This window comes from Thiopseudomonas alkaliphila (assembly GCF_001267175.1).
GTDB lineage: Bacteria > Pseudomonadota > Gammaproteobacteria > Pseudomonadales > Pseudomonadaceae > Oblitimonas > Oblitimonas alkaliphila.
This window is the reverse complement of the sequence record NZ_CP012358.1, coordinates 20,442-45,129: the sequence shown is the minus strand read 5'-3', so window position 1 is coordinate 45,129 and position 24,688 is coordinate 20,442. Positions and strand designations below refer to the sequence as shown.

The window sequence follows — 24,688 nt, the reverse complement described above, 5'->3', positions numbered from 1 at the left end:
ATCGCTGGTGCAGCTTTACAGGATATCCTTATGTTAAAACGTACACTGGCTCTACTTAGCTTAAGTTTATTGTTAACCGCTTGCGGTTTTCATTTACGTGGCACTGGGGCTATTCAATTTGCCTTACAAGAAATTAACGTCACTGCCCGCGATGCTTACGGCGATCTAGCGCAAGCGGTACGTAAACGTTTAGAGGCGAACAAGGTCACTGTATCAAGTGCCGCACCCTACACTTTACACATCAGTCGTGAGCAACGTTCACAACGGACCGCCAGCTACACTGCCGGTACCCGTAGCGCTGAAATTACTTTAACCACCCAAGCTGACTTTGAGATTCTTGGTCGTAACAACCTGCTACTACTCACAGAACAAGTAGAAGTCGAGCGTACTTACTCCTATGACTCCAATAACTTAGGTGGCTCTAATCAAGAAGCCAGCATGCTGCGTGCTGAAATGCAGCGTGAGTTAGTCGAGCAAGTGGCGATGCGTCTGCAAATGATTACTCCGGAGCGACTAGATCAACTGCAACGTGAGGCCGAGCGTAAAGCCACTGCAGCAGCCGAGGCGGAAGCCCGTGCTAAACAAGTGCGTGACAAGCTGACTGCACCACAACAATCCCCCATTCAAATTCCTTGATGGGTGTAGATACACGGCATACCTTTTGGCTATGTCGTGTATCTTATACGTATGCAACTTAAAACCGATAAACTCAGCCAACAACTACAGCAAAAGCTACTGCCAGTTTACTGGGTCAGTGGCGATGAGCTGCTGCTCTGCCAAGAAGCCTGCGATAAAATTCGCGCAACTTGCCGCCAACAAGGATTTGATGAGCGCCAAGTGCTCAATGCTGATCGCTCCTTTGACTGGGGGCTGTTGTATGAGGCCGGCGCCAGCTTATCCTTGTTTGCCCAAAAGCGTTTAATCGAACTACGTTTGAGCAGCAGCAAACCCGGCGATAAAGGCGCTAAAGCTTTACAAGAGTATCTGGCTCGTCCTCCAGCCGATACAGTACTGCTAATCAATAGCCCTCGCTTTGATAGTGCCACCTTAAAAACCAAGTGGGCCAAAGCACTACTCGACAGTCAAGACTGCGCGCTGCTACAGGTCCAACCGATTGCTCGCCATGGCTTGTCGGCTTGGATTCAGCAGCGTTTAAGCCAACAAGGGTTCAGTGCTGATCTCGACGCGCTGGAGTTAATTGTCACCCGAGTAGAAGGCAACTTATTAGCCGCAGTGCAAGAAATTGAAAAACTCAAACTATTAACCGATGAAACCCACCTGTCCTTAGCTGTTATTCAAGCAGCGATTGCTGATAGCTCGCGCTACGATGTATTTAGCCTAACTGACGCTGCACTGGCCGGCGATATTGCTCGGACCGTGCGAATCATTAATGGATTGCGCCACGAAGGAACCGAAATTCCCTTATTGTTATGGGCCGTAGCCCGTGATCTTAGGCAACTAGCTCAAGCCAGCCAAAAAGCTCAGCAACTGGGAATAGATGCCGCACTACGTCATGTGTGGCCCGCACCGCGTAAGACCCTATTTGCCCAAGCCCTTAAGCGTTTAACCCCCAAGGATTTGGCTCCACTGTTTTTGCTCGCTCAACAAATTGATGAACAAGGCAAAGGCCAAGCCCCAGGCGATGCTTGGTCAACACTCACTGAGGTCTTGCTTAAATTAGCTGGGCAGCCTATTTTCACCCAGTAATTAACTTTCCATTCTTCGCTTGATTGGTATTGCTATGTTAAACCCCTTTGCTTTTGCCTCACGCCCTAATCGTCCGATTGTGCTGTGTTTATCTGGCCATGACCCTGTAGGCGGCGCTGGTTTACAGGCAGATATTGAAGCCATTATGGCCAATGGTGGCCATGCTGCGCCGGCAGTCACTGCTCTAACCATTCAAGACACCGTTGATGTCCGTGATTTTCAGATCCTTGATCCAACCTGGGTTAAAGCCCAAGCTGCCGCAATCAGCCAAGACCTGCCGATCGCGGCGATCAAACTGGGAATGCTTGGCTCCTTAGCCATGGTTGAGTGTGTTGCTGAGATTATTCAAGCACAGCCTGAGGCTTTGCTGGTGTGTGATCCGGTGTTACGTGCCGGTGGCGGCGGTTCCTTAGGACCCAATGATGTGGGCTACGCTATTCGGGAGCAGATTTTTCCACTAGCGACCCTATGTACGCCTAATCTGCCAGAAGCACAAATTTTAGCCGAACTGCCAGAAGGTAGCGCCGATGAATGCGCCGCGGTGTTACTTAAGCACTGTAAACATTTACTGATCACGGGCGGGCATGGAACCGAACAAGAAGTACATAATCGCCTGTATCATCAAGATGGCACCCAGCAAACCTTTGTCAATGCTCGCTTACCTGGCGAGTATCATGGTTCGGGCTGCACCTTAGCCAGCGCCCTAAGCGCGCTGCTGGCGCGTGGCTTAGATTTAAGCAACGCCGTAGAGCAAGCTTTGAACTACACCTGGCGCTGTCTGCGCGATGCCGAGGCCCCAGGCCGCGGTCAGCATATCCCCCGTCGACTCCCCTTGGATTACTGTAACTAATGCATGGCTTATACGGAATTACCGATACCCAACTGTTAGCTGATGGCCGATTACTACCCTACTGTGAAGCCGCCTTAGAAGGAGGCATGCGCATTTTGCAGTATCGCGATAAAAGCCAAGACGCCCAACGTCGCTTAGATGAAGCCAGCGCGCTTCAACAGTTATGTGCCCAATATGGGGCTCAGCTATTAATTAATGACGATTTGGCATTGGCCACACAACTGGGCGTGGGGGTACACCTAGGGCAAGAAGACGGCAACTTAGCCCAAGCGCGCCAGCAATTAGGTGCCGAGGCCATCATTGGTGCCACCTGTCACGCGAGCCTCGATTTAGCAAAGCAAGCAATTGCCCAGCAAGTTAGCTATATCGCCTTTGGCCGTTTTTTTAACTCCCACACCAAGCCGGCAGCACCTACCGCTACCTCCGAATTACTCGCCACCGCCCGTCAACAATTTAACCTGCCTCTAGTAGCCATTGGCGGGATAAACTTAGACAATGGCGGCCAGTTAATTAGCCAAGGCGCTGATGCCTTAGCCGTAGTGCATGCACTCTTTGCCGCTGCATCTGCCAGCGAAGTAGAACAACGTGCCCGTGCCTTCTGCCAACTTTTTGCCTAACCCACAGATGACTTAAGAGGTTTTTATATGTCACGCTCTGCAGAGCTATTTACCGATGCTCAAAAACATATCCCAGGTGGTGTTAACTCACCGGTTCGCGCCTTTAAAGGAGTGGGTGGTACGCCATTATTTATCAAGCACGCCAGCGGTGCCTACGTCACCGATGAAGACAATAAACAATACGTTGACTACATCGGCTCCTGGGGGCCGATGATTTTAGGTCATAGCCATCCGGATGTCTTAGAGGCCGTACGTAAGCAGTTAGATCACGGTTTGTCTTACGGTGCTCCAACCGCACTAGAAGTTGAAATGGCTGATTTAGTCTGCCAACTGGTGCCATCGATGGACATGGTGCGCATGGTCAGCTCCGGTACCGAAGCCACCATGAGCGCCATTCGCTTAGCCCGTGGCTATACAGGTCGCGACAGTATTATTAAGTTTGAAGGCTGCTACCATGGCCACTCCGACAGCTTATTAGTTAAAGCTGGCTCTGGTGCCCTGACCTTAGGGGTACCTAGTTCACCGGGCGTACCCGCTGCTTTTGCCCAACACACCATCACCCTACCCTATAACGACTTAGAAGCAGTGGCTAAATGTTTAGCTGAAGTTGGCAATGAAGTGGCCTGTATTATTGTTGAGCCAGTGGCTGGCAACATGAACTGCGTGCCTCCTGCTGGAGGCTTTTTACAGGGATTACGGCAACTGTGCGATCAATACGGCGTGGTCTTTATCATTGATGAAGTAATGACCGGTTTTCGCGTAAGCCTAGGTGGTGCCCAAGGTTATTACGGCGTTACTCCAGATCTTTCAACCTTCGGTAAAGTGATTGGCGGCGGGATGCCTGTGGGATGCTTCGGCGGTAAGCAAGAAATTATGAATCACATTGCGCCTTTAGGCCCTGTGTATCAGGCCGGCACCTTATCCGGTAACCCATTAGCCATGGCCGCCGGTTTAGCCACACTTGAGCTAATTCAGCGCCCAGGTTTCTATGATGAGCTGACGAATTACACCCAAAAACTGCTAGCAGGCTTACAGCAACTGGCCGATCAAGCCGGTGTTCCCTTCACTACCACCCAAGCCGGTGCAGGCATGTTTGGCCTGTATTTCACTGAGCGTAAAGAAATCACCTGCTTTGATGATGTGATGACTAGCGATGCACAAAAGTACGGCAAGTTCTTCCACTTGATGCTTGACGGCGGTGTGTACTTAGCGCCAAGCGCTTTTGAAGCTGGCTTTACCTCCATCGCCATGGGCGAGCGCGAACTGCAAATCACCCTAGACGCTGCTGAAAAAGCCTTTGCTCAGCTGAAGTAAAAGCACAGCGTTTATCCTTGCTAGCTGGCGAACGATAACCCGTTCGCCGGCTTTTTTGTGCCTGCTGCCCTCACGCCGAACCTCTTTAAACCGATGCAGCTTTAGAAACACTCTGTAACCTAAAACAACTCTCTTCAGTGATGTATTACAACCTGCTCAAACCGTTAACAGGAGAAATTATTCACTGGAGTAAACATGAAACAAATTTATTTAGTGGTCGCCGATATTTTTAACGTCACAGCAGATGCTATGGTCAACCCCGCCCATGAAACACTACAAGCTGGTAGCGGGCTCTGTTATCTCACCCATAAAAAAGCAGGTCCTGATCTAACCCAAGCATGCTTACAACTCTACCACTCTCTCGGCAAGCGCCCTGTCTCTAGCGTTTCCGCTACTGCTGCTGGCAACCTAGATTACCAGTATGTACTACACGCGGTGACTCCTAATTGGCTTGCACCTAATCCCGAGCAACTCTTGGCGCAAACTTACCAAAATATTTTAAGGCTTGCCGACCAACTGCAACTGCACTCAGTGGCGATTCCGGCACTGGCTACTGGCATTCATGGCCTCAATAAAGATCTAGTTGCCAAAGTCGCCTTAACCAGCCTAACCACCCACCTTCCACAAACCAACTATGTTAACCGCATCATTTTAGTCTGCCATGAGCCCACCATGCTTAAGGCTTATCAAGCTGCTGGCTATTTCATGCCCCAAAATTAATGTTTACTCATTCTGATAAGCCAGTATCAACAGTAATGTAAACAAAGCCAGCACTGACTTGCATGAACTGAGTAGCAAAACATAATGGAATAGATGAGAATGCCGCTCAGTTTATTCAGCCCAAGGAAGCTAGGCATGCCTAAGCTGCGCTTATTTTTCAGGCATTTGGCCTGCTAACACTATCTATAACTACTCAAGCTATAGCCGCAAACTTTCCTTGCTCGGGCGCTAAAGGTGGAATCAGCCACTGCAATGGCGCTACTTTTGTCTGTAATGATGGCTCTATCAGCGGATCCAAGCGCAACTGCTCTGCCGTATTTACAGGCAGCAATTCAACCACCAACACCATCAATCGCGCCTATAGCGCAGCCAAAGCTAATTCTGGCTCAAGTAACTGTGCTTGTGGTACTGGCAACTTCTGCACCGGCCCACGTGGCGGCGTATACTGCATTACACCTAGTGGAAATAAGAGTTACAGGAGAAAGTAGCTGCACTTTGCATCAGCGCTGTTTAGGCCTGCCCCAGAGATACAAAGACTGCGCCACTAACGCTATGCAGCAGCCTTACTATTGAGCTAGAGATCCATTTTGATATGAGCTAGCGAATAGCTACGCCGAAACTAAATATCAGGCCAAACGCCAAACATAGCCTAATGCCGCAATAACTTAATCAGTCAAACAGCATAAGAAACACATGCTCTTACCGTTGTGTATACCAAAAGATACAGGCATAAAAAAACCCCTTAAAATCAGGGGTTTAGTATTTGATATGGCGGAGGAGGTGAGATTCGAACTCACGGATAGTTGCCCATCGACGGTTTTCAAGACCGTTGCCTTCAGCCGCTCGGCCACTCCTCCGTTACAGCGCGACATTCTACAGCCTAGAAAAATTCTGTCAAATGTTTTTCCTCTATTTGTCATTTTTCTTTGCTATGATGCGTGCAATCCACTCTTATACGTCTAACAAAAGGAGATAACCTATGCGTGGACCTTCGGATTACATGGTTGATGCTCATGTTGAGCGCACCGAAGTCAGTGCCGTACTACGCAATACTTACGGTTTGCTGGCTTTAACCCTCGCCTTCAGTGCGCTGGTTGCTTTCTTCACCCAACAAGCGGGAATTCCGCGACTTGGCTTTATTGGCACCCTAATTGGCTTTTATGGCCTATTTTTTCTTACCGCTAAGCTACAAAACTCTGGCTGGGGTTTGCTGGCAGCCTTTGCTCTAACCGGCTTTATGGGCTTTACCATTGGCCCATTGGTAGGTTACTACCTAAAAGTTTCACCGGATGTGGTCTTATCGGCCTTCACCATGACAGCCGTAGCATTTGCCGGTTTATCCGCATTTGTGCTGATCACCCGTAAAGACATGAGCTTCTTAAGCGGCTTCTTAGTGGTCGGCTTTTTTGTGCTGTTGGCTGCAGTCATTGGTAACTACTTCTTCTTTCAGTTACCTGCAATGCAAATTGCAATCAGTGCAGGCTTCGTACTGTTCTCCTCCGCAGCTATTTTGTTTGAAACCAGCAACATCATCCATGGTGGCGAGCGTAACTACATTATGGCAACAGTGAGCTTGTTCGTTTCGATCTACAACATGTTCGTCAGCTTATTAAGCATCTTTGGCTTCTTAAATAACGACTAACCCCATTATTATTAAGCTAGCCAAACAAAAAATGCCCCGACTATAATCGGGGCATTTTTTATACGCTATTAATACGCCTAGCGTTAACGGTTAGCTGCGCTCGTGAGTCGTGACTTGATTCCACGCATCCACTAACAGCTGATGTTCTTGGTCGATACCATCAGCCGGAGTGCGTGCTAACTGATCAATAAAAGTGCCTGTAACAATCTGTACGCCAGTTACTACCTGTGCAAATATTGTTTTAATTTTCTTGCTATCCATTTCACTACCTCATAACCATCGGCAGCCTAAGACTGCGGGGATATTACTGCTTAGCGTTGTTGTAGTAAGAGACCACAACGAAGAGAAGTACCACCAAGCAAGTGAAAGAGTATAGCAGATAGCACACCTTATTACCAGTTTGCAACTTTTAGCTGCTAACTTTATCCTTTTAGCTGCTTTTCAAACACTGATTTCCATAACAAGCTGTCCGTGGTCGCATGCTGCGGTATATATTCCGCACTTAAGTAACCTTGATAACCTACTGACTTCAGTGTGGTTAATACTTGGGTAAAATCCAACTGGCCACTGCCTGGTTCACCACGACCTGGACAATCTGCAAACTGTACATGGCCTAAATACGCCGCCAGTTTTTCAATACTTTGTACTAGATCCAACCCTTGGCGCGCCATATGGTAAATATCTAATTGTGCCAAACAATACTCACTCTCTACCGCTTGCATCACTGCTAATAGCTGCTCTGGGGTATTGATCAAGAAATTAGGCATATCAAGGGGATTAATCGCTTCACACAGCACCTTAATCTGTAACGGTTGAAACGCATTAATTGCACGCTGTAGATTCGTCACTAAGTGCTGCGTCGCGATGGCACGCTCCTCTTCACTGACAATACGCCCAGCCAAGACATTAACCATTTTCGGCTGTACCACAAGCGCATAACTAACTGCTTGATCAAGGGCCTGTCTAAAGGCGGCTTGTTGCTCTACTCGACACGCCAAGCCAAGCCCTCCCTGCATCAAATCACCTGCCGGCAAATTAATCAGCGCTAAAGTTAAATCACAGCGCTGCAATTCTTGTTTAAGCTGCAAAGCAGGTACTTCATAGGGAAACTGAATTTCTACTGCGTCAAAGCCTGCGGCTTTAGCCGCTTGTAACCGTGCCAGCAGGGGTAACTCAGTAAATAATAACGATAAATTAGCAACTAATTGCATGCGGCTTCCTTTAGGTACTGCTCAATTAACGTAGCGGGATCTTGATCGGCGTAACCATTGCTGGCGTGCAAACGCATTAACTCAGCCGCTGAGCCACTCATAGGTACGGCTGTTTGTAGGCTTTTTGCCAGTTCAGTAGCCATATCCAAATCTTTTAACAGGGTCCGCACATGCCATTTAATCGGTTCAAAGCTACGGCTAGCCATTTGTGGCGCCAAAATCTGTAACGGCTTGCTATCGGCAAAACCACCGGCTAACGCACTGGCAAGTTGCATACTATCCACCCCTGCTTTACTAGCCAACGCCACTACTTCAGCAATCACTAAGGCATTCGAGGCGACTAGCATTTGATTGCAGATTTTAGTGGTTTGCCCAGCGCCCGAAGGCCCCATATAACTGACCCGAGATGATAAATGCGCCAATAGTGGCCGAACCTGCTCAAGTGCAGCTTGATCACCGCCTGCCATCATCACCAAGCTGCCATTTACCGCGCCCTGCACACCACCAGAAACCGGAATATCCAACCAACGATGCCCTGCTTTGGTGAACAGTTCTTGACTGACCTGTTGAGTAAAGTCAGGTTTGACACTAGAAAAATCAATAATAATTTTATCCCGCTGACTTGCGCTCAATAGACCCTGCTCGCCATAAACCACTTGCTTAACCGCCTCTGTATCGGCTAAGCACAAACACACCACCTCATTGTGTAATAACTCGTGGCTGTGATTAGCGGCAGTGGCACCTAAGGCCAACAAAGGTGCTAGCTTCTCTGGGCTGCGATTCCACACCTGAACAGCATAACCTGCCTGCAACAACCGCTGCGTCATCGGCAGCCCCATTAAGCCAATACCTGCAAAACCAATACTTAGCTTAGGCTCAGCCATTGTGTTCTCCTTTAGTTGGGCGATTTTTTATTTCACGGTATGATAGCGATTTTTTAGAGCCCTGATCATGACACAAGACGTTTCGACTTTATATGCACAAATTCTCGGTGAAACTGCGCAAATTAGCTGGCAAGAATTAGAAAAGTTTTTTGCCCAAGGCGTGCTCTTTAGTGTTGACCCTACACTAGATTTGGTGGCCGTAGCAGAAAGCATTGCGGACGATAATAAAAAACAAGTCAGTGCTCTAATGCAACAAAAGAAGCTGTACCGCCTGACTGACGAAGAAGCCCTGAACTATCAAAGCAACAATCAAACACTCTGGGCTATTGTGCTCTCGCCTTGGATTTTAGTGCAAAACCGCTCAGCCACCCCCCAATAAAGACACCAGAGAGAATGAAATATAATACCGCTATAGCTTATATGCTCCGACATTAGTCGAATGCTTGAACCAAACAGCACTTTGTTCCCCTCACTAAAAGTAAGCTCTTCCTCACGGTATTAGGCAACACCAGCCACTCACACTTTTCTGTGCTGCAGATCTGCACAAGGACTCTGCAGCTATCCTCCTTGTAACACCTAAGATTTGCTTTCTAGACTCAAGACTATCAAGCGCTTTGCTGTCTGCGCTCGTTCCTAATAATAAGTATTAATAATAGGAGTCATCTTATGCTGACTATAAGCTATCTTGGCCTACTGGCAGGCCTAGCCTTGCTGGTATTTATGACAATGCGCGGAATTGGCATTATTTTCTCAGCAATCGTTTGCGCGATACTCGTAGCCCTCACTAGCGGTATGGATCTAAGTATTGCCATGCTCGATTACTACATGAAAGGTTTCACTGGATTTTTTACCACTTGGTTTCCTGCCATTTTACTGGGAGCCATTTTTGGTCGTTTAATGGATGACAGCGGTGCAGCTCTTGCCATTGCTAACAAATCCAAACAGGTATTAGGCGCCAAGCGCGCTATCATGGCGGTAGTAGGTGCAGGCGCTATTTTAACCTATGGTGGTGTGAGTGTATTTGTAGTGGGTTTTACCCTTTACCCTATTGCATTTGAATTGTTTCGCAGCGCCAATATCGCTCACCGCTTTATTCCTGCTGCTATCATCTTTGGCTCAATTTCATTCACTATGGTGTCGCCTGGCTCACCTGAAATTCAAAACCTCATTCCTACCACCTATTTTGGCACCACAGCAACTGCGGGCGGGATGATCGGTGTCCTGATGGGTTTACTAATCATGGTATCAGGCGGCTATGCACTCAAGTGGATGGCTAATCGTGCCACAGCCAAGGGAGAAAACTTTGATCTTCCTGCTGATTACGGTGAAGCAGCCGTTAGTAAAGAATCTGCTGTATCGTTTATCAGTGCAATAACTCCGCTAATTATTCTAGTAGGTGGTTTTAATTTGTTAAGCCACTATATTCCAGTAATCGAAGCATTACTGGTCGCAATGATTGCCAGCCTAACCATTGGCTATTTATTGTTTATAAAAACAATAAATTCACCGGGTAAAATGATCAGTACAGGATCTGAAAATGCATTAATCGCGATTGCTAATACTTGCGCCGTAGTCGGTTTTGGCGCAGTAGCCGCTCAATCTCCCGCCTTTGGCAATATTGTGGCAGTGCTGACCAATATGCCCGGACTTGAGTATGCAGGATTAGCCGTAGCTGTAACCGTGATTGCAGGAATTACAGGGTCTGCTTCCGGTGGCTTAGGCATTGCCTTACCTATTCTGGCACCTATTTACCAATCTATGGGGCTAGATAATGGAGCCATGCATCGCATTTCAGCCATTGCCTCAGGTGGCTTAGATTCACTCCCGCATAATGGCTATGTGGTCACAACTATTCGAGCTATTTGTAAAGAAACCCATCAGCGGGCCTATCCTGCCGTATTTTTAGTGAGCGTACTCATTCCATTACCCGTACTTGCAATTGCCGTCTTGCTCTACAGCTTATTTTACTAAACAGTATTTACTGCAATAATCAATCAAAAAGCACTGTCTCCTCGGCAGTGCCTTGATGTATCTCAAGTCCTCACCAGTGATTGCTCGGCATGATGCTAATTGCTTCCCGCCAAAGGTCTGAGTTTAAAGGCGCTGCGTCCTTGCTACTCTGCGCTTGCTGCTAGTATTAGCGGCTATCATCTGTCTTGCCATGGAGTTGTTTATGATTTTTGATGAGTTTGCCATTAAATCGCTGATTACCCCGATTAATGACTTTCCGAAAGCGGGTGTGGTGTTTCGCGATATTACTCCGGTGTTTCAGTCACCTAAAGCCTTTCGCATGGTGGTTGACAGTTTTGTGCAACGCTATATCGACAGTGATTTTACCCATATCGGCGCTATTGAGGCCCGTGGCTTTGTGCTGGCATCAGCCGTAGCTTATGCGTTAAATAAACCACTGATCCTGTTTCGCAAACAAGGCAAGTTACCAGCAAAAGTATTAACCGAAGCCTATGACACCGAATACGAGCAATCGGTACTCGAAGTAGAGGCTGGCTGCCTAAATGCCGAGCATAAAGTGTTATTGATGGATGATATTATCGCCAGTGGTGGAACCTTTTTAGCCGCTGCGCGCTTAATCCGACAAATGGGCGCTAATATCTATGAAGTGGCAGCGATTGTCGATTTGCCCGAACTGAATGGCTCACGCTTGTTACAGGATGCGCGTATTCCCACCTTTACCCTAACAGCTTTTGCCTAACCCCCTCAGCTTTAAGCTAATTTCAAGGCAATAAAAATCGGCCCACAGTGACGGTGGGCCGATTACATTAACCACGCTTAACAGTGTTACTGCTTGGCTTCCATCGCTTGTTCGCGAGACTTAATGTACTCCTTGATCAAAGTAACTTGCTGCGTATCCAAACTGTCTTTAAAGCTTGGCATGCCCACTGGCGCTAAGATACCGTCTAGCACAATCTGCTCAAACACTTCTCGGCGTGCTTCGGTGGTTTTGCGTAAGTCTGGAATGACACCACCACTGACTGCTCCTACACCATGACAAATCATGCAATAGGCGCCAAATAAACGCTGCCCCTCAGCTAACTCTGCCTCATTAGCAGTCACCGTTACCTGATCCCGACCAGTGGGCGGCAGGCTAGTCATTACTGGTTTAGGCAAACGAGCTTCGCCATTGAGCTTAAACACCAATAGCCGACTGATGTTTTTCACCCCCGGTTTTAATGCTGCATCACCGCCAACTAAAGGCGCAACACCTCCCCAGCCAGCCATTACCGCCACATATTGCTCGCCTTCAAACTGATAGGTAATAGGGCCTGCAATTACTCCAGTTTGCGCATCAAATGACCATAACTCTTTACCTTTATCAGCCGAGTAAGCTTTCATATAACCATCTGCTGTCCCCTGAAACACCAGGTTACCTGCGGTAGTTAAGGTGCCGCCATTCCAATAGTTATCGTAATTAACTCGCCACGCTTGCTGTTGCTTGACCGGATCCCAAGCCACTAACGCACCACTAACCACTTCGGCTGGTACTTCAGTAGCATCACCAAACGCTGATCCAGTATTAAAGGCTTTAATCGGCTCAAACTGCTTACCTTCATTACGATATACACCCGGTACTTCTTGATAGGGAATGTAGACCAATCCGGTATTCGGGTTATAGGACATTGGATGCCAGTTGTGCGCCCCGAATGGACTAGGCCACATGACAATCGGCTCATCTTTATAGCGTGCATTATCTGTCTCGACTGGCCGTCCAGTAGCTAAATCAATCCGCTCAGCCCAGGTTACCTTGCCAAATTTCTCAGCAGAAAGTAGCTCGCCGGTTTCGCGATCAATGACATAGAAGAAGCCATTTTTCGGAGCTTGCATCAGCACCTTACGCATTTTTCCTTCTAGCTCTAACTCAGCCAAGGTAATTTGTTGGGTCGCTGTGAAGTCCCATGAATCTCCAGGTGTCACTTGATAATGCCAAGCAAGGCGTCCAGTATCGGGCTTAATGGCCAAAATCGACGAGACATAGAGGTTATCGCCACCCTCTGGGCTGCGCACCTCTCGGTTCCAAGGTGCTGCGTTACCCGTGCCGACATATAACAGATCTAGCTCAGGATCATAGGCCATGCTATCCCACGCCGTACCACCCCCACCGAGTTTCCAGTAGCTATCCCCACTCCAGGTTTTAGCCGCAGCCTCTAATTCTGGATGCTCATAAGGCTGGCTTGGATCTCCCGGCACAGTATAAAAGCGCCAGTCCATTTTTCCAGTTTGTGCATCATAGGCGGAAAAATAACCACGCACACCATACTCCGAGCCCCCGTTACCAATAATCACCTTACCTTTCACTACTCGTGGCGCACCAGTAATACTGTAAGGCTGTGCAGGATCAGTGGTCTGCTCACTCCAAAGCTGCTCACCGGTTTTGGCATCTAAAGCGATTAAGCGGCCATCTAGCGTGCCCATAAACACTTTGCCTTCCCATAACGCCACACCACGGTTGACCACATCGCAACAGGCATAGCGTGCATCACCGCGATCAAGTTGTGGATCAAAGGTCCAAAGAATTTTTCCTGTTTTTGCATCTACCGCAATTGCACGGCTCCACGATAAAGTGGCATAGAGCACGCCTTCATGGAATAACGGGGTCGATTCCAGTCCACGATTATTGGCTAAGTCGATCGACCAAGCCAAATTCAACTGGTCAGCATTTTTATCGGTAATTTCAGTTAGCGGACTAAAACGCTGCTCAGCGTAGGTACGTCCATGGCTAAGCCACTCGGCACCCTCAGTGACTGTATCGAGAATCGCCTGCTGATTGACAGGCGCTGCATAAGATAAACTCCAAGGCATCAAGGCCAAGGCTGAACTTAAGGCAAGCTGCTGCAAATAATGCGACATAATGAATTCCTTAAACTATTTATTGTTATTTTTGGCGAGGGATAACAGCATATTTTCTTAAAACGCTTTTAAGAGACGCAAGTTCAGCCGGTTATTTTCTTTAAAACCATTATCCACAGACAAATCACGCCCATAGCTCACGATTAATTGCGTGGTCGGATCAAAAGAATAAGCACTGCCTAGGGTGTATTTGCTGGTGTTAGGCTTATCTTTTTGCCATTGACCATCCACCTTAGTTTCACCACCCCACAGCCTTGACACGCCAGCTCGTAGATCCCATTTATCATTCAACTGGTAGCGCACAAATGCCTGTCCCTGATACATTTTTTCTTGCTTTAAGGTTTGTTTATTTGGACCAAACTCATCATTTTTATTAAAAAAAGTCACATCACCAATTAGCTCAAGCCACAACTTATCGGTTAAACCTTGCACATAACCGCCCTGCAAGGTCATTTTCCAGCGATTCTCTCCTAGATTGATCGCATCTTTGTGATCATAGCTGCCGGTCGGAGCGTATAAATAAGGGGTTAGCCCAAAATAACGACGCTGCTCAGGCTCATTTACTAGCCATACCGTTGCCGCCAAAATCAGATCGCCAATGCCGCTATCGCTGCCTAAATCGGATAGATCACGCTTTGCTTTAAGCTTGCCAAACGGCAATAAAAACTGTGGATCAACGGTAAAACCACCGATGTCCATGTAGTGCACCATCCGCAAAATACCAATATCCGAATTTAAACCGGCTTTGACCGGTGCTTTATGGCCATCGCTGTACAGAGCGTTACGTTCAGCGTGTTGATAATACAAAATGCCCAGATTAGTCCCAACCGGAGCGGGCACATAATCCCCCGCATCCACATCAGCGGCCTGTACCGCAGTAGTTAGTGGCAATAAAGCCACACCTAATGCAGTTAAACTCAACTGCCGCGCTCGTTGTTTTATTCCCGAAGTGAATACTTGCATAGTGGCTCTCTCTTATTATTGTGTTGCACGACTTAGGCAGCATAAATGCCTGCTGCTCGAGGGTTTACTGCATCCATTGGGATGAATTGAAAAACGCTTCGAGTCGCCACGCAAGATCCAGCACACTCAAGTAGTAAGAGTTTAATACTCAAGTAGCACAGCTCACAGTAAAACAAATGGTTAGCTGTGGAAAAATGCAGAAAGTAAAACAAAAATGGCCAGATGACAAAGCATTTTTGCTCAGCCATCTAGCCAATTCTAGAGAGCCACTTAGGCTTATTACGTGTACAAACTAGATAAAATACTAAAGGCGTTTAGACGATCTTGGTGTTCATATAAATCACAGGTAAAAATCAGCTCATCAGCCTGCGTGTTATCAATCAATTGCTGCAAACGAAACTTTAAGGTATCTGGCCCACCTTTGACCGCCATACCTAAAAAATCACCGACTGTAGCCTGTTCATGGGGTAACCATAACCCTTCCATACTGGCAACTGGTGGTTTGAGTTGCATACTCTGACCACGCAATAAAGCGAGAATCCGTTGATAAGTGGTGGTGGCTAAAAAATCTGCCTGCGCATCGGTTTCTGCAGCAATCAGAGGAACTCCTAGCATCACATACGGCTCGTCTAAAACTGCCGAAGGTTGAAACTGCTGGCGATACAAAGTAATGGCTTGCTGCATAAAGCGTGGTGCAAAATGCGAGGCAAAAGCATAGGGTAAGCCCATGCTGGCGGCTAATTGCGCACTAAACAAACTAGAACCTAGCAACCATAATGGCACTTGGCTATTTACTCCAGGCATTGCAATAATTTTTTGATTCGGTTGCTTTGGCCCCAAAAAGTACTGCAGCTCGGCCACTTCTTCAGGAAACTCATCCACATCTCCAGTACGTGACCGTCGTAAGGCGCTCGCGGTCAACGGATCAGTGCCCGGTGCACGGCCTAAACCCAAATCAATCCGCCCAGGATACAACGCTTCCAAAGTACCAAATTGCTCAGCAATCACTAACGGCGCATGGTTAGGCAGCATAATACCGCCCGCTCCCACCCGAATACGCTGGGTACCACCTGCTAAGTAACTGATTAAGACAGCAGTTGCTGAGCTGACAATGGCATCCATGTTATGGTGCTCAGCCACCCAAAACCGGGTAAAACCTAGCTGCTCCACATGCTGCGCCAAGGCTAATGAGCGATGCATTGCTTCGGCAGGGCCTTGATCGGTATCTTTAACTGAAGCCAAATCCAAAACAGAAAACGCTGCAGGAAATGCCATATCAACTTCCTCGATCTATCGTGAAATTAAGGGTCGCGGCTCCAAGTCAGCCTGAATGCTCTGAGCCAAGGGTGTTGGCAACAGCCAACGACTAACACACCATGCAGAAATAGCGGCCAGCACTGCACAGAGCAGAACCAGTCCAGCATTAGTAAAGCTGGCTAATGCTGTCCAGACCGCAGCAAGAAGGCCACCTAGTAGTGCCATTTTTAATTGATCGGCCCGACCTCGAGTCACTTCAAGTCGTAGCGCCAGCACCGCCAAACCCAAGGCAGGCACAGCAAATAGTATCCAGCCTGCGACTAAAAAAAGGAGCAGAAAGCCCACTGCTTCTCCAATCCGAAAAGTGCTATCGCCTTGCACTAGCGTCGACATAATAAACGTAATGGCCAGCAAACCTGCACCCACTAACGGTGCAAATAAGAAACCGAAAAAAACTTTTGCTCTAGGATACCTGTTGCTTCGCATAGAGACCTCAACGCCAATCAATACAGGAACTTACCTAATCTGACGCGCATAAAAAACCCGCAATAAGCGGGTTTTAGCATCACTTAAGCCTGAGCCAGTGGGGTATCGGGATACCATGCATCAACTAATGGCCCAACTTCAACGCTGGCAACTTCCGAGCGACCTTTAAGCCATTGCTCAACAAGGTTGCGCTGCTCTTCAGTAACTGAACCACGACGTGCTAAGCAAACAATGCCGTAATCCTCACCACCGATGAACGCCATCTCATTAGCTTCAATTACATCAACAATAAATTCAGCAAAGAACTCAGCAACCGCTGTGTCATCAGCACTTTCAGGGTAGTTAATCTGAACTTCAAAACCTGCTTCTTGGAACTCATCCACACAAAGCTTTTTACGTAAACGGCGAGAACGATTTGTGGCCATGGGTGCCTCCTCATTAAATAGGTGCTCATAGTAACAAAGTTTACCTGTCTGAGCGCACCTTTCTCTCCCTTAGCACCTGAAGCCTAGGCGAGTTTTCCTGCATGGGCTTTGAAACCTTTATCCTACTTCGCTTATGCTTGCCATTCTCTTAGTTACCTTAATTTTAGGATGAGTCATGCCTCGTTTTTTACAAGACCTATGGATTATGCTGCGCGCTAACCTGTGGCTGGTGCCTATTTTAGGCGGCCTAGTTGCAGCATTATTTTACTTTGTAGCCCCACCTCCACCGATGCATGCCACCATGAGTACGGGTGGAGCAGGTGGTGGTTATGATCTATTTGCCCAAAAACTTAAACAAGAACTGGCCAAAGATGGCTTCACCTTGCATCTTGTTAATAGTACTGGCTCACGAGAGAATACTCGCCGCTTATTAGACAGTAACGAAGGCGTACAAATTGCCCTAATCCAAAGTGGACAAGAGAACGAGCTATCAGACAAGCAACGTAAAAAACTGCACAGCTTAGGCGCTGCCTTTTTAGAGCCCGTTTGGCTATTTACCCGCCGCGACTTAGCAGTAGACACCTTGCTCGATCTGAAAAACTATCGCCTAGCCATTGGCTCCAGTACCGGTGGTACCCGAATGATTGTTGGCCCATTACTGGAAGCGAATGACATTGAGCTAACCAATCTGCCCGAGCAGTGGACCACTCAAAGCGGTACACGAGCTGCAGAAGCTTTAGTCAAAGGCGAACTAGATGCCGCGTTTTTTATTGGCCCTGCCGAACAACCCTTGATTCAGCAATTAGCCGCTAATCCAGAATTAGACCTAATGAATTTTGGCCGCTCTGCAGCTTATCAGGCGCGCCTGCCATTTATTCGTGCCATTCCTATTGGCGAGGGCTTGCTTAATCTGGGCAATGACACCCCCTCCAAAGACCTGACTACCCTCGCGCCATCGGCGGTACTGGCTGTGAACGAAGACTTTCACCCTGCTTTAACTCCACTTTTTTTAGAAGCCACTAAGCAAATCACTAAGCAAACCAGTTTGATTGATAGTGCCAATGACTTTCCTCAAGCCGCACCGGAAAGCTTTCCTTTGCTCGATGAAGCTGCGTATTACCATAAAAATGGTTTACCCCTGTTACAGCGCTATGTGCCTTTTATTATTGCGTCCTTGGCTGATCGCTATATTATCTTGGTCATTCCCTTGCTTGTGGTGCTCTTCCCCTTATTTAAAGTAGCAGGACCCATTTATCGCTGGCGTATCCGTGCACGCATTTATCGCTGGTATAAATACCTGCGCGAGGTAGATAAACGTTTCTTAAACCATACGCTGCCCGAGCGAGTCGATGAGGAAATTGAAAAGCTCGAAAGCTTGCAAGAAGAACTATCCAAAGTTGAGGTGCCCCTCTCCTACTCCAACGAACTGTATGAGCTGCACTTGCATGTACGTTATGTAATTCGCCGCTTACAGGCCTATAAAGCTGAGATAAATGGTGACCTTGAGCAAAGCCAGCGCATCAACCAAGATATGGATCAATTAGCAGCTGATGCCGTTCAACATAACCACCCATAATTACTCTGCCTTCAAGATCTCCCAATAATCTTGAAGGCTACTACTAAGTTTACCCTCTTGCTTTTTTAACCTATCACGGAGCCTCCCAGTCTCAATGCGTTACACCCTCAGCGAAGCCCATAGTTTTGAAGAAGAGATCAAAAAGAGTCGTTTTTTAACGCTCGCCTGGCCAATTGATAGCCCAGCCCATGCCACTGAGTTAATTAGCCAGCACAGCGATCTCAGTGCTAGCCATAATTGCTGGGCTTGGCGTTTTGGCCAACAGCAATACCGTTTCAGCGATGATGGAGAACCAGGCGGGACTGCTGGCCGCCCTATTTTGGCTGCCATTGAAGGGCAACACTGTGATCAGGTGGCCGTGTTAGTGATCCGCTGGTATGGCGGCATTCAGCTAGGTACCGGTGGTTTAGCCCGCGCCTATGGTGGTGGTGCAGCTAAATGCTTGCAAATGGCGAGTAAAGTCCAGCTCATTCAACGAATTACGCTAGAATGCCACGTTGCCTTTGCTGAACTAGCCTTAGCTCAACTGTACATCAATGAAGCACGAGGCATTATTGAGCACGAGCAGTTTGATGCCGAAGGTGCCCACTTAACCATCGCCTTAGAAGCTAATCAAATAGCCGCACTCAAACAGCAACTAACCGACCTGACCCGTGGTCGAACGCTGCTCTCACCAGTAACTACACCTTAGCTTTTAACTCAATACACGCCAGCGTACTGTAGCAGCACTTGCTCAGTTACAACGCAAAATTTTTGCCTAACCGTTACATCTGACTGATTTGGAAATCCCATGCCGATTAATCATTGTATTGTTCATCTCGTTGATAAAAAGCCCACCGAGGCTACTGCACGCTTACATCCCCGCATGGAAGAGCTGCCAATTGATGAGTCTTTGGAAAACCTGTTACTGGATTTAATCCAACACTACAATGCTAAGCCCAGCAAAGTCTGGGGGCATTTTGACCCCGACTCTGAAAATAGCTGGTCATTTCAACAGGCACTAGAAGAGTTTCTGGCGGAAAAAAGTGGTTTTGTTGCCTTTACCACCCAAGCTACTGAGTTTTTTAAGTTGCAGCTCGACAGCGTTGAAATGAGCAGCGGTGGGCACCTGATCTTTTTTAATTATCAGCAAGGTATGACCGATTATCTATTGCTGGCGCTGCTGCCCCATAGCGAAACCTATGCTATTTCTGAGCGTTTAGAATTGAACAGCGTCAGCCATCTAGATCTAGCCCAGATACAACTGGCCGCGCGAATTAATCTCAGTGAATGGAAAAACAACCCTCAATCCAAGCAGTATTTATCTTTGGTTAAAGGCCGTAGCTCAAAAAAAGTAGCTGACTTTTTTCTGACTTTTCTCGATGCCATTGAAGGTGTCAGCGCGCCCAATGAAACACGTACTCTGCTTAAAGCCTTTAGCGATTATGTTGAAAGCGAAGACTTAGCCGATGAACAAACCAAACAAAAAACCGACGCCCTCGTTACCTACACCAATGAGCAAGTACGTCGCGGCCAACCGGTAGCACTGCACGATCTGTCTGAAGTGCTAGACGAGGAAAATCCACAAGCGTTTTACGATTATATTCGACATAAAGACTATGGCTTAGCCCCTGAAATTCCAGCAGATAAGCGTACCATTAATCAGTTTCGCCGCTTTACTGGACGCGCTGAAGGATTATCCATCAGTTTTGAGTCCCATCTACTAGGCTCAAAAATTGATTATGATGCCGAGCAAGATGTGCTCATTATTCGCCAACTTCCTACTCAACTTAAAAATCAACTCATTCGTAAGTAATTTTCTATGCAGCGACTTGACGATCTATATGCACAACAGTTAATCACTCCGGCTAATGGACTGGCCAGCCAGCCTGATCAAACCTTTGGTTTTGAGCGCGATGAAGCCGATCAACTCAGTAGCTGGATACGCGAAGGGTTTGATCGTCAGCAACAACTGTTGTGGGCCAATAAAAAACCCGCCATTGTGCTGTGGTTACAAGGTGCTGACTGCTCTGGCAAAGACGGTGCTATTCGTAATTTATTGCGTGGACTAAACCCTCAAGGAGTGATCGTCAGCGACTTTCAAAAGCCCACTGCAGCGCAGCAACAGCAATATTTTCTGAGTCGCTACCGGGCGGCCTTACCGCGTCCTGGCTACTTATCAGTATTTAATCGCACACCTTATGAAGGTGTAGTCAGCGATTTAGCCGATGGTTACATCAATCCAGAACAGGCCAATGCACGGCTAAATGAATTGCTGGCCTTTGAGCAACAATTAGAGCGTCAGCAGATTAAGCTAATTAAGGTGTATTTGCATATTTCTAAGGCTGAGCAAAAACAGCGCTTAGCCCAGCGCCTGATAAACCCAGAAAAACATTGGAAAGTATCCATTGCAGACTTAGCAGGCCATCGCCACTTTCACAGCATTCAGCACAACTGGCAGCGGGTAATTGCGCAGAGCAGTACCGAATCGCATCCTTGGCATATATTGCCCTCGGACCATAAATGGCTACGTAACTTACTGCTAGCCTATTTATTACAGCGTACCTTTCAGCAGCTGGCGCTTAGTTGGCCCAAGCCACCTCTGCCTTTTAGCTTAGAAGAACTGGAAGCGATATAACCCAATTTTACTAAGCCAATAAAAAACGCCCAACAGGGCGTTTTTTATTACAACGACTTCACTATTTAGGTTCGGCTTTTTTCACATAAAGTACCAAGTTATGATCAACCAACTCATAACCCATTTCTTCTACTATTTTATGCTGCCGGCGCTCAATTTCTTCATCAAAAAACTCAAACACCTCGCCCGAGTCCACACACACAATATGATCGTGGTGCTCGCCATCATCTAACTCAAATACCGCATGTCCACCATCAAAATTATGGCGAATCACCAAGCCGGCTGCCTCAAACTGAGTAAGGACCCGGTACACCGTCGCCAGCCCAACATCCTCATCGGCATCGATTAAGGCTTTATAAACATCTTCTGCGCTCATATGACGTTGCTCAGAAGCGTCTAGGATTTGCATAATTTTTACCCGCGGCAAAGTTACCTTTAAACCCGCTTTTCGTAACTCAATATTCTCAGCCATAGTTCTTTTCTCTCTCATGCTGCTTCGCAGTGTGGCACAATGCAGGTATGATCATTGTTTTAATTACCCAACCAAGATAATGGAAGTCCGTCTCCGATGCAAAACACCAAACGCTTGTTGAGTACTCTCACCCTTACTAGCTTCCTTACTTTAGCAGGATGCTCGTTTCCTGGCGTCTATAAAATTGATGTGCAGCAGGGTAACGTTATTACTCAAGATATGATTGATCAGTTACGTCCGGGCATGAGCACCAATCAAGTGCGCTATGTTATGGGTAATCCATTGGTACAAGACACTTTTAATCCGAACCGTTGGGATTATATCTACAGTTTAAAACCAGGCGGACATACTCGCCAGCAAGAGCGCATTAGTTTGCTGTTTAACCAACAAGGCCAACTTATTGCCCTCGCCGGAGACTTTAAGCCAGGCCTCAGCCGTGATGAGGAAATCCTCCAAGGACAACCTAATATCGCTGAGACGCCTGCCACTACGCTGCCAGAAGCGGGCGCTCAGGACAACAGTAATGAGCTGCCAATTATTAGCCGTGAACAATTAGAGCAGCAGGAATCTAAACCAGAAACACCTGCAGCACCTGGCTCACTACTTGAAGAGTTACAGCAAGAAATTGACGCCATTGAAATAGTGCCGGTACCTGAACCCGGTAAAATTGGTCACTAAGTTACTTACTTCAAAGCAAACTCAGTGCCTTGTTCGCAAGGCACTTAACTGGCTGTCTAGTTGCTTTTAACTTTTTGCTCTTTAGCTGTGGCTAAGGCTTTAGCTTTCGCTGCGCGCTGCTTTCTTACTTCTTTCGGATCAGCAATTAATGGACGATAAATCTCTACTCGATCGCCATCAGCCACTAACTGCTCGTCCGGTTTAGAGACAACTTTACTAAAAATCCCTAAACGACTTTCAGCTAAATTAAGGTCTGGAAAGTCAAGGTCCAACTGCGATAACAGTGCAGCCTGACGTACAGTGGTGCCTTCTGGCACTTGCAAGCTAACAATTTTTTGCTTATCAGCTAAGGCATAAGCCACCTCGATACTGATCATGCCGAGTACAACTCTTTCGCACGTTGGCAAAAAGCATCAACCATAGTATTAGCTGCTTGGTTAAACAGCGGCCCCAAGGTAGCTTTAATCAGCGCACCTGAATAATCAAAACTTAAATCCAGACTAATTTTACAGGCTTTTTCACCCAAGGCTTTAAACTCCCAAATACCCTGCAAATGCGAAAAAGGCCCCTTCTCTAGCTGAATTTCAATACGCTCACCTGGCACCATTTGATTCGCGGTGGTGAACTGCTGTGATAAACTGCCTTTAGCGACTGTTAACTCTGCACGCAAGGACGTAGGATGCTGTTCTAGAATTTCACTCTGCGTACACCAAGGCAAAAACTCAGGGTAACGCGCCACATCGTTAACTAACTCATAAAGAAAGCTGGCAGGATAAGGAAGTAATGCTGACCGCTGAATTCGTGTACTCATGAACGCCCTGTTTAGTGTGATGATGAAATTTCAATGCACCTTACACTGTTTTACAGTCGGGCGGCGAAGCGAACAACCCAAGCAAGGCACGCTGACCATTGTCCTTGATTAGTCCCCTTGCCTCAAGCAGCGAATAACAGTGACTGTTTACTTAAAGAATAGATATTTAATTAATTATGGCTAAACAAAAGAAAAAATCGCCGAGCACCATTGCTCAAAACAAAAAAGCCTTACATGACTACTTTACCGACGAACGTATCGAAGCTGGCTTAGTGCTGGCTGGTTGGGAAGTAAAAAGCCTACGCGCTGGTAAAGCTCACCTGACCGATAGCTACGTATTGCTAAAAGATGGTGAGGCTTGGCTAATGGGCAGTCATATTACGCCCCTCCCTGAAGCCAGCACCCATGTGATTGCTGACCCTACCCGTACACGTAAGCTCTTGTTAAATCGCCGTGAGCTAGAAAAACTCTATGGTGCAGTACAGCAAAAAGGCTATACCTGTGTGGCTTTGTCTTTATATTGGAAAAAACATTTGGTTAAGTGCCAGATTGCCCTAGGTAAAGGTAAGAAAGCTTACGATAAACGTATGGTACAAAAAGAGCGTGACTCCAATCTCGAAATGCAGCGCGCCTTACGCACCTCTACCCGTTAAGGTTATTTTTCGTTCATTTTCCATCAGCCAGGAGTTGTTATGTCGGTATACCCTTCCGCTATCTTAACCAAGCCGGTTCCTGCTTTAGCTCGCCACTTATTTTTTACCCTAGCCAAGCCTGAAGCCTTACCCGAGGCTTTAGCTCAACTGCAGCAGCTAGATTGCAGTAAAGCTGTGGTCGGTGTGGGGCTTTCGCTAGTAAAAGCGCTGAATAAAAATGTGCCGGCGTTACGCAGCTTTCCTGCGATGACCGGCCCTGGGGTTGATGTGCCCTCCACCCAACATGCGTTATGGGTTTGGCTGTATGGTGAAGACCGTGGCGACTTACTGCATCGTACTCATCGTTTAGAACAAGCCTTAGCACCAGCTTTGATGTTAGTTGAGTGCACAGAGGCCTTTCGTTATCAAGCCGGACACGATTTAACCGGCTATGAGGACGGCACTGAAAATCCCTTAGGCGATGACGCAATTGCTGCCGCCTTTGCTACTGACGCCTTAGGTGGAAGCTATGCTGCGATTCAAAAATGGACCCATGATTTACAATGCTTTGCTGGCTACTGCCAAACTGATCAAGATCATATGATTGGTCGACGCATCAGTGATAATCAAGAAATTGAAGATGCCCCAGAATACGCCCACGTTAAGCGCACAGAACAAGAAAGCTTTGAACCCGAAGCCTTTATCGTACGTCGCTCTATGCCGTGGATTGAAGGCCAAACCCAAGGCTTAATGTTCTTGGCTTTTGGTCACAGCTTAGATGCCTTTGAAGTCCAGATGCGCCGTATGGCTGGCCTCGATGATGGTATTGTCGATGGACTATTTAAGTTCAGTCGCCCAGTAACTGGCGGCTATTACTGGTGCCCACCACTGAATAATCAGCACCTTAACTTAACCCACCTCCTATAAGTGTTTCGCTTTCTAGTCCTTACAATAAAAACGCCC

29 protein-coding genes and 1 tRNA gene are annotated in these 24,688 nt (G+C 47.3%); 18 read left to right on the top strand and 12 right to left on the bottom strand.

All coding sequences use genetic code 11. The annotated features are described in order from the left end of the window. The first annotated feature begins 30 nt into the window (after nucleotides 1–30). From AKN87_RS00225 to AKN87_RS12395, 7 genes are all read left to right on the top strand, one after another. Nucleotides 31–636, top strand: coding sequence for an LPS-assembly lipoprotein LptE (locus AKN87_RS00225; protein WP_053102124.1), 606 nt, complete (start codon nucleotides 31–33; stop codon nucleotides 634–636). Between the two features lie 51 nt (nucleotides 637–687). Continuing rightward, nucleotides 688–1,707: a DNA polymerase III subunit delta gene (gene holA, locus AKN87_RS00220; RefSeq protein ID WP_053102123.1), complete on the top strand. Its 1,020-nt coding sequence runs from the start codon at nucleotides 688–690 to the stop codon at nucleotides 1,705–1,707. A gap of 34 nt (nucleotides 1,708–1,741) precedes the next feature. Next, the gene (locus tag AKN87_RS00215; RefSeq protein WP_053102122.1) at nucleotides 1,742–2,557 is read left to right on the top strand and encodes a bifunctional hydroxymethylpyrimidine kinase/phosphomethylpyrimidine kinase; all 816 of its coding nucleotides are present in this window, start codon (nucleotides 1,742–1,744) and stop codon (nucleotides 2,555–2,557) included. Beyond that, complete coding sequence (gene thiE, locus AKN87_RS00210) at nucleotides 2,557–3,174, top strand: thiamine phosphate synthase (protein WP_053102121.1); 618 nt, start codon at nucleotides 2,557–2,559, stop codon at nucleotides 3,172–3,174. Before AKN87_RS00215 ends, thiE begins: the two co-directional genes overlap by 1 nt. Nucleotides 3,175–3,201: 27 nt before the next feature. Continuing rightward, nucleotides 3,202–4,488, top strand: a complete 1,287-nt coding sequence (gene hemL / locus AKN87_RS00205; protein WP_053102120.1) for a glutamate-1-semialdehyde 2,1-aminomutase — start codon at nucleotides 3,202–3,204, stop codon at nucleotides 4,486–4,488. 195 nt (nucleotides 4,489–4,683) lie between these two features. Next, entirely contained in the window at nucleotides 4,684–5,208 is a 525-nt protein-coding gene (locus tag AKN87_RS00200) for a macro domain-containing protein (RefSeq protein ID WP_053102119.1), read from the top strand. Between the two features lie 152 nt (nucleotides 5,209–5,360). After that, a complete protein-coding gene (locus tag AKN87_RS12395) occupies nucleotides 5,361–5,696 on the top strand; it encodes a YdcA family protein (RefSeq protein WP_080995566.1) in 336 nt (111 codons plus the stop codon). A gap of 281 nt (nucleotides 5,697–5,977) precedes the next feature. On the opposite strand, the gene AKN87_RS00195 is transcribed toward AKN87_RS12395, so the two are convergent. Then, nucleotides 5,978–6,065: transfer RNA gene (locus AKN87_RS00195), tRNA-Ser, on the bottom strand. Between the two features lie 122 nt (nucleotides 6,066–6,187). On the opposite strand from AKN87_RS00195, the gene AKN87_RS00190 reads away from it, so the two are divergent. After that, nucleotides 6,188–6,850: a Bax inhibitor-1/YccA family protein gene (locus AKN87_RS00190; RefSeq protein WP_053101472.1), complete on the top strand. Its 663-nt coding sequence runs from the start codon at nucleotides 6,188–6,190 to the stop codon at nucleotides 6,848–6,850. A gap of 90 nt (nucleotides 6,851–6,940) precedes the next feature. Here AKN87_RS00190 and AKN87_RS12270 read toward each other — a convergent pair whose 3' ends face one another. The 3 genes from AKN87_RS12270 to AKN87_RS00180 all read right to left on the bottom strand — a co-directional run bounded on the left by AKN87_RS12270 (nucleotide 6,941) and on the right by AKN87_RS00180 (nucleotide 8,945). Then, nucleotides 6,941–7,111 (bottom strand): hypothetical protein, encoded by a 171-nt coding sequence (locus AKN87_RS12270; RefSeq protein WP_158487632.1) that lies wholly within the window; start codon nucleotides 7,109–7,111, stop codon nucleotides 6,941–6,943. 161 nt (nucleotides 7,112–7,272) lie between these two features. Continuing rightward, a complete protein-coding gene (locus AKN87_RS00185; protein WP_053102118.1) occupies nucleotides 7,273–8,061 on the bottom strand; it encodes a hydroxypyruvate isomerase family protein in 789 nt (262 codons plus the stop codon). Continuing rightward, nucleotides 8,052–8,945 carry an NAD(P)-dependent oxidoreductase gene (locus AKN87_RS00180; RefSeq protein WP_053102117.1) on the bottom strand — a complete coding sequence of 298 codons (894 nt, stop codon included), beginning with the start codon at nucleotides 8,943–8,945 and terminating at the stop codon, nucleotides 8,052–8,054. Before AKN87_RS00180 ends, AKN87_RS00185 begins: the two co-directional genes overlap by 10 nt. Before the next feature lie 67 nt (nucleotides 8,946–9,012). Between AKN87_RS00180 and AKN87_RS00175 the strand changes: the two genes are divergently transcribed. From AKN87_RS00175 to AKN87_RS00165, 3 genes are all read left to right on the top strand, one after another. After that, on the top strand, nucleotides 9,013–9,324 hold the full coding sequence (locus AKN87_RS00175) for a DUF2288 domain-containing protein (protein ID WP_053102116.1): 312 nt from the start codon (nucleotides 9,013–9,015) through the stop codon (nucleotides 9,322–9,324). Between the two features lie 287 nt (nucleotides 9,325–9,611). Continuing rightward, complete coding sequence (locus AKN87_RS00170; protein ID WP_053102115.1) at nucleotides 9,612–10,916, top strand: GntP family permease; 1,305 nt, start codon at nucleotides 9,612–9,614, stop codon at nucleotides 10,914–10,916. A gap of 202 nt (nucleotides 10,917–11,118) precedes the next feature. Beyond that, nucleotides 11,119–11,655, top strand: a complete 537-nt coding sequence (locus AKN87_RS00165; protein ID WP_053101467.1) for an adenine phosphoribosyltransferase — start codon at nucleotides 11,119–11,121, stop codon at nucleotides 11,653–11,655. Between the two features lie 86 nt (nucleotides 11,656–11,741). On the opposite strand, the gene AKN87_RS00160 is transcribed toward AKN87_RS00165, so the two are convergent. From AKN87_RS00160 to AKN87_RS00140, 5 genes are all read right to left on the bottom strand, one after another. Beyond that, the gene (locus AKN87_RS00160) at nucleotides 11,742–13,760 is read right to left on the bottom strand and encodes a PQQ-dependent dehydrogenase, methanol/ethanol family (RefSeq protein ID WP_408033281.1); all 2,019 of its coding nucleotides are present in this window, start codon (nucleotides 13,758–13,760) and stop codon (nucleotides 11,742–11,744) included. Between the two features lie 105 nt (nucleotides 13,761–13,865). Further along, nucleotides 13,866–14,771 (bottom strand): transporter, encoded by a 906-nt coding sequence (locus tag AKN87_RS00155; protein ID WP_053102113.1) that lies wholly within the window; start codon nucleotides 14,769–14,771, stop codon nucleotides 13,866–13,868. A 279-nt stretch (nucleotides 14,772–15,050) separates the two neighbouring features. Continuing rightward, a complete protein-coding gene (locus AKN87_RS00150; RefSeq protein WP_053102112.1) occupies nucleotides 15,051–16,046 on the bottom strand; it encodes an LLM class flavin-dependent oxidoreductase in 996 nt (331 codons plus the stop codon). A 15-nt stretch (nucleotides 16,047–16,061) separates the two neighbouring features. After that, nucleotides 16,062–16,514, bottom strand: coding sequence for a hypothetical protein (locus AKN87_RS00145; RefSeq protein ID WP_053102111.1), 453 nt, complete (start codon nucleotides 16,512–16,514; stop codon nucleotides 16,062–16,064). A gap of 83 nt (nucleotides 16,515–16,597) precedes the next feature. Continuing rightward, the gene (locus tag AKN87_RS00140; RefSeq protein WP_053101462.1) at nucleotides 16,598–16,939 is read right to left on the bottom strand and encodes a YggL 50S ribosome-binding family protein; all 342 of its coding nucleotides are present in this window, start codon (nucleotides 16,937–16,939) and stop codon (nucleotides 16,598–16,600) included. 175 nt (nucleotides 16,940–17,114) lie between these two features. Between AKN87_RS00140 and AKN87_RS00135 the strand changes: the two genes are divergently transcribed. The 4 genes from AKN87_RS00135 to AKN87_RS00120 all read left to right on the top strand — a co-directional run bounded on the left by AKN87_RS00135 (nucleotide 17,115) and on the right by AKN87_RS00120 (nucleotide 21,132). Beyond that, nucleotides 17,115–18,515: a TAXI family TRAP transporter solute-binding subunit gene (locus AKN87_RS00135; RefSeq protein ID WP_053101461.1), complete on the top strand. Its 1,401-nt coding sequence runs from the start codon at nucleotides 17,115–17,117 to the stop codon at nucleotides 18,513–18,515. A gap of 94 nt (nucleotides 18,516–18,609) precedes the next feature. Continuing rightward, nucleotides 18,610–19,206 (top strand): IMPACT family protein, encoded by a 597-nt coding sequence (locus tag AKN87_RS00130; protein ID WP_053101460.1) that lies wholly within the window; start codon nucleotides 18,610–18,612, stop codon nucleotides 19,204–19,206. Between the two features lie 99 nt (nucleotides 19,207–19,305). Next, the gene (yejK, locus tag AKN87_RS00125; RefSeq protein ID WP_053102110.1) at nucleotides 19,306–20,310 is read left to right on the top strand and encodes a nucleoid-associated protein YejK; all 1,005 of its coding nucleotides are present in this window, start codon (nucleotides 19,306–19,308) and stop codon (nucleotides 20,308–20,310) included. A gap of 6 nt (nucleotides 20,311–20,316) precedes the next feature. Beyond that, nucleotides 20,317–21,132, top strand: a complete 816-nt coding sequence (locus AKN87_RS00120; RefSeq protein ID WP_053102109.1) for a polyphosphate kinase 2 family protein — start codon at nucleotides 20,317–20,319, stop codon at nucleotides 21,130–21,132. A gap of 61 nt (nucleotides 21,133–21,193) precedes the next feature. Here the strand turns inward: AKN87_RS00120 and fur are convergent, their stop codons facing one another. Further along, a complete protein-coding gene (gene fur, locus AKN87_RS00115; RefSeq protein WP_053101457.1) occupies nucleotides 21,194–21,604 on the bottom strand; it encodes a ferric iron uptake transcriptional regulator in 411 nt (136 codons plus the stop codon). Between the two features lie 96 nt (nucleotides 21,605–21,700). Here fur and AKN87_RS00110 point away from each other — a divergent pair, with 96 nt between their 5' ends. Beyond that, nucleotides 21,701–22,282 carry an outer membrane protein assembly factor BamE gene (locus AKN87_RS00110; protein ID WP_053102108.1) on the top strand — a complete coding sequence of 194 codons (582 nt, stop codon included), beginning with the start codon at nucleotides 21,701–21,703 and terminating at the stop codon, nucleotides 22,280–22,282. 56 nt (nucleotides 22,283–22,338) lie between these two features. Here the strand turns inward: AKN87_RS00110 and AKN87_RS00105 are convergent, their stop codons facing one another. Together AKN87_RS00105 and AKN87_RS00100 are read right to left on the bottom strand one after the other, a co-directional pair. After that, nucleotides 22,339–22,659: an RnfH family protein gene (locus tag AKN87_RS00105; RefSeq protein WP_053102107.1), complete on the bottom strand. Its 321-nt coding sequence runs from the start codon at nucleotides 22,657–22,659 to the stop codon at nucleotides 22,339–22,341. After that, on the bottom strand, nucleotides 22,656–23,093 hold the full coding sequence (locus tag AKN87_RS00100) for a type II toxin-antitoxin system RatA family toxin (protein ID WP_053101454.1): 438 nt from the start codon (nucleotides 23,091–23,093) through the stop codon (nucleotides 22,656–22,658). The genes AKN87_RS00105 and AKN87_RS00100 overlap by 4 nt, the downstream gene beginning before the upstream one ends. Nucleotides 23,094–23,269: 176 nt before the next feature. On the opposite strand from AKN87_RS00100, the gene smpB reads away from it, so the two are divergent. Beyond that, nucleotides 23,270–23,746 (top strand): SsrA-binding protein SmpB, encoded by a 477-nt coding sequence (smpB, locus tag AKN87_RS00095; protein ID WP_053101453.1) that lies wholly within the window; start codon nucleotides 23,270–23,272, stop codon nucleotides 23,744–23,746. A 39-nt stretch (nucleotides 23,747–23,785) separates the two neighbouring features. After that, on the top strand, nucleotides 23,786–24,652 hold the full coding sequence (locus AKN87_RS00090; protein ID WP_053102106.1) for a Dyp-type peroxidase: 867 nt from the start codon (nucleotides 23,786–23,788) through the stop codon (nucleotides 24,650–24,652). Nucleotides 24,653–24,688: the final 36 nt, after the last annotated feature.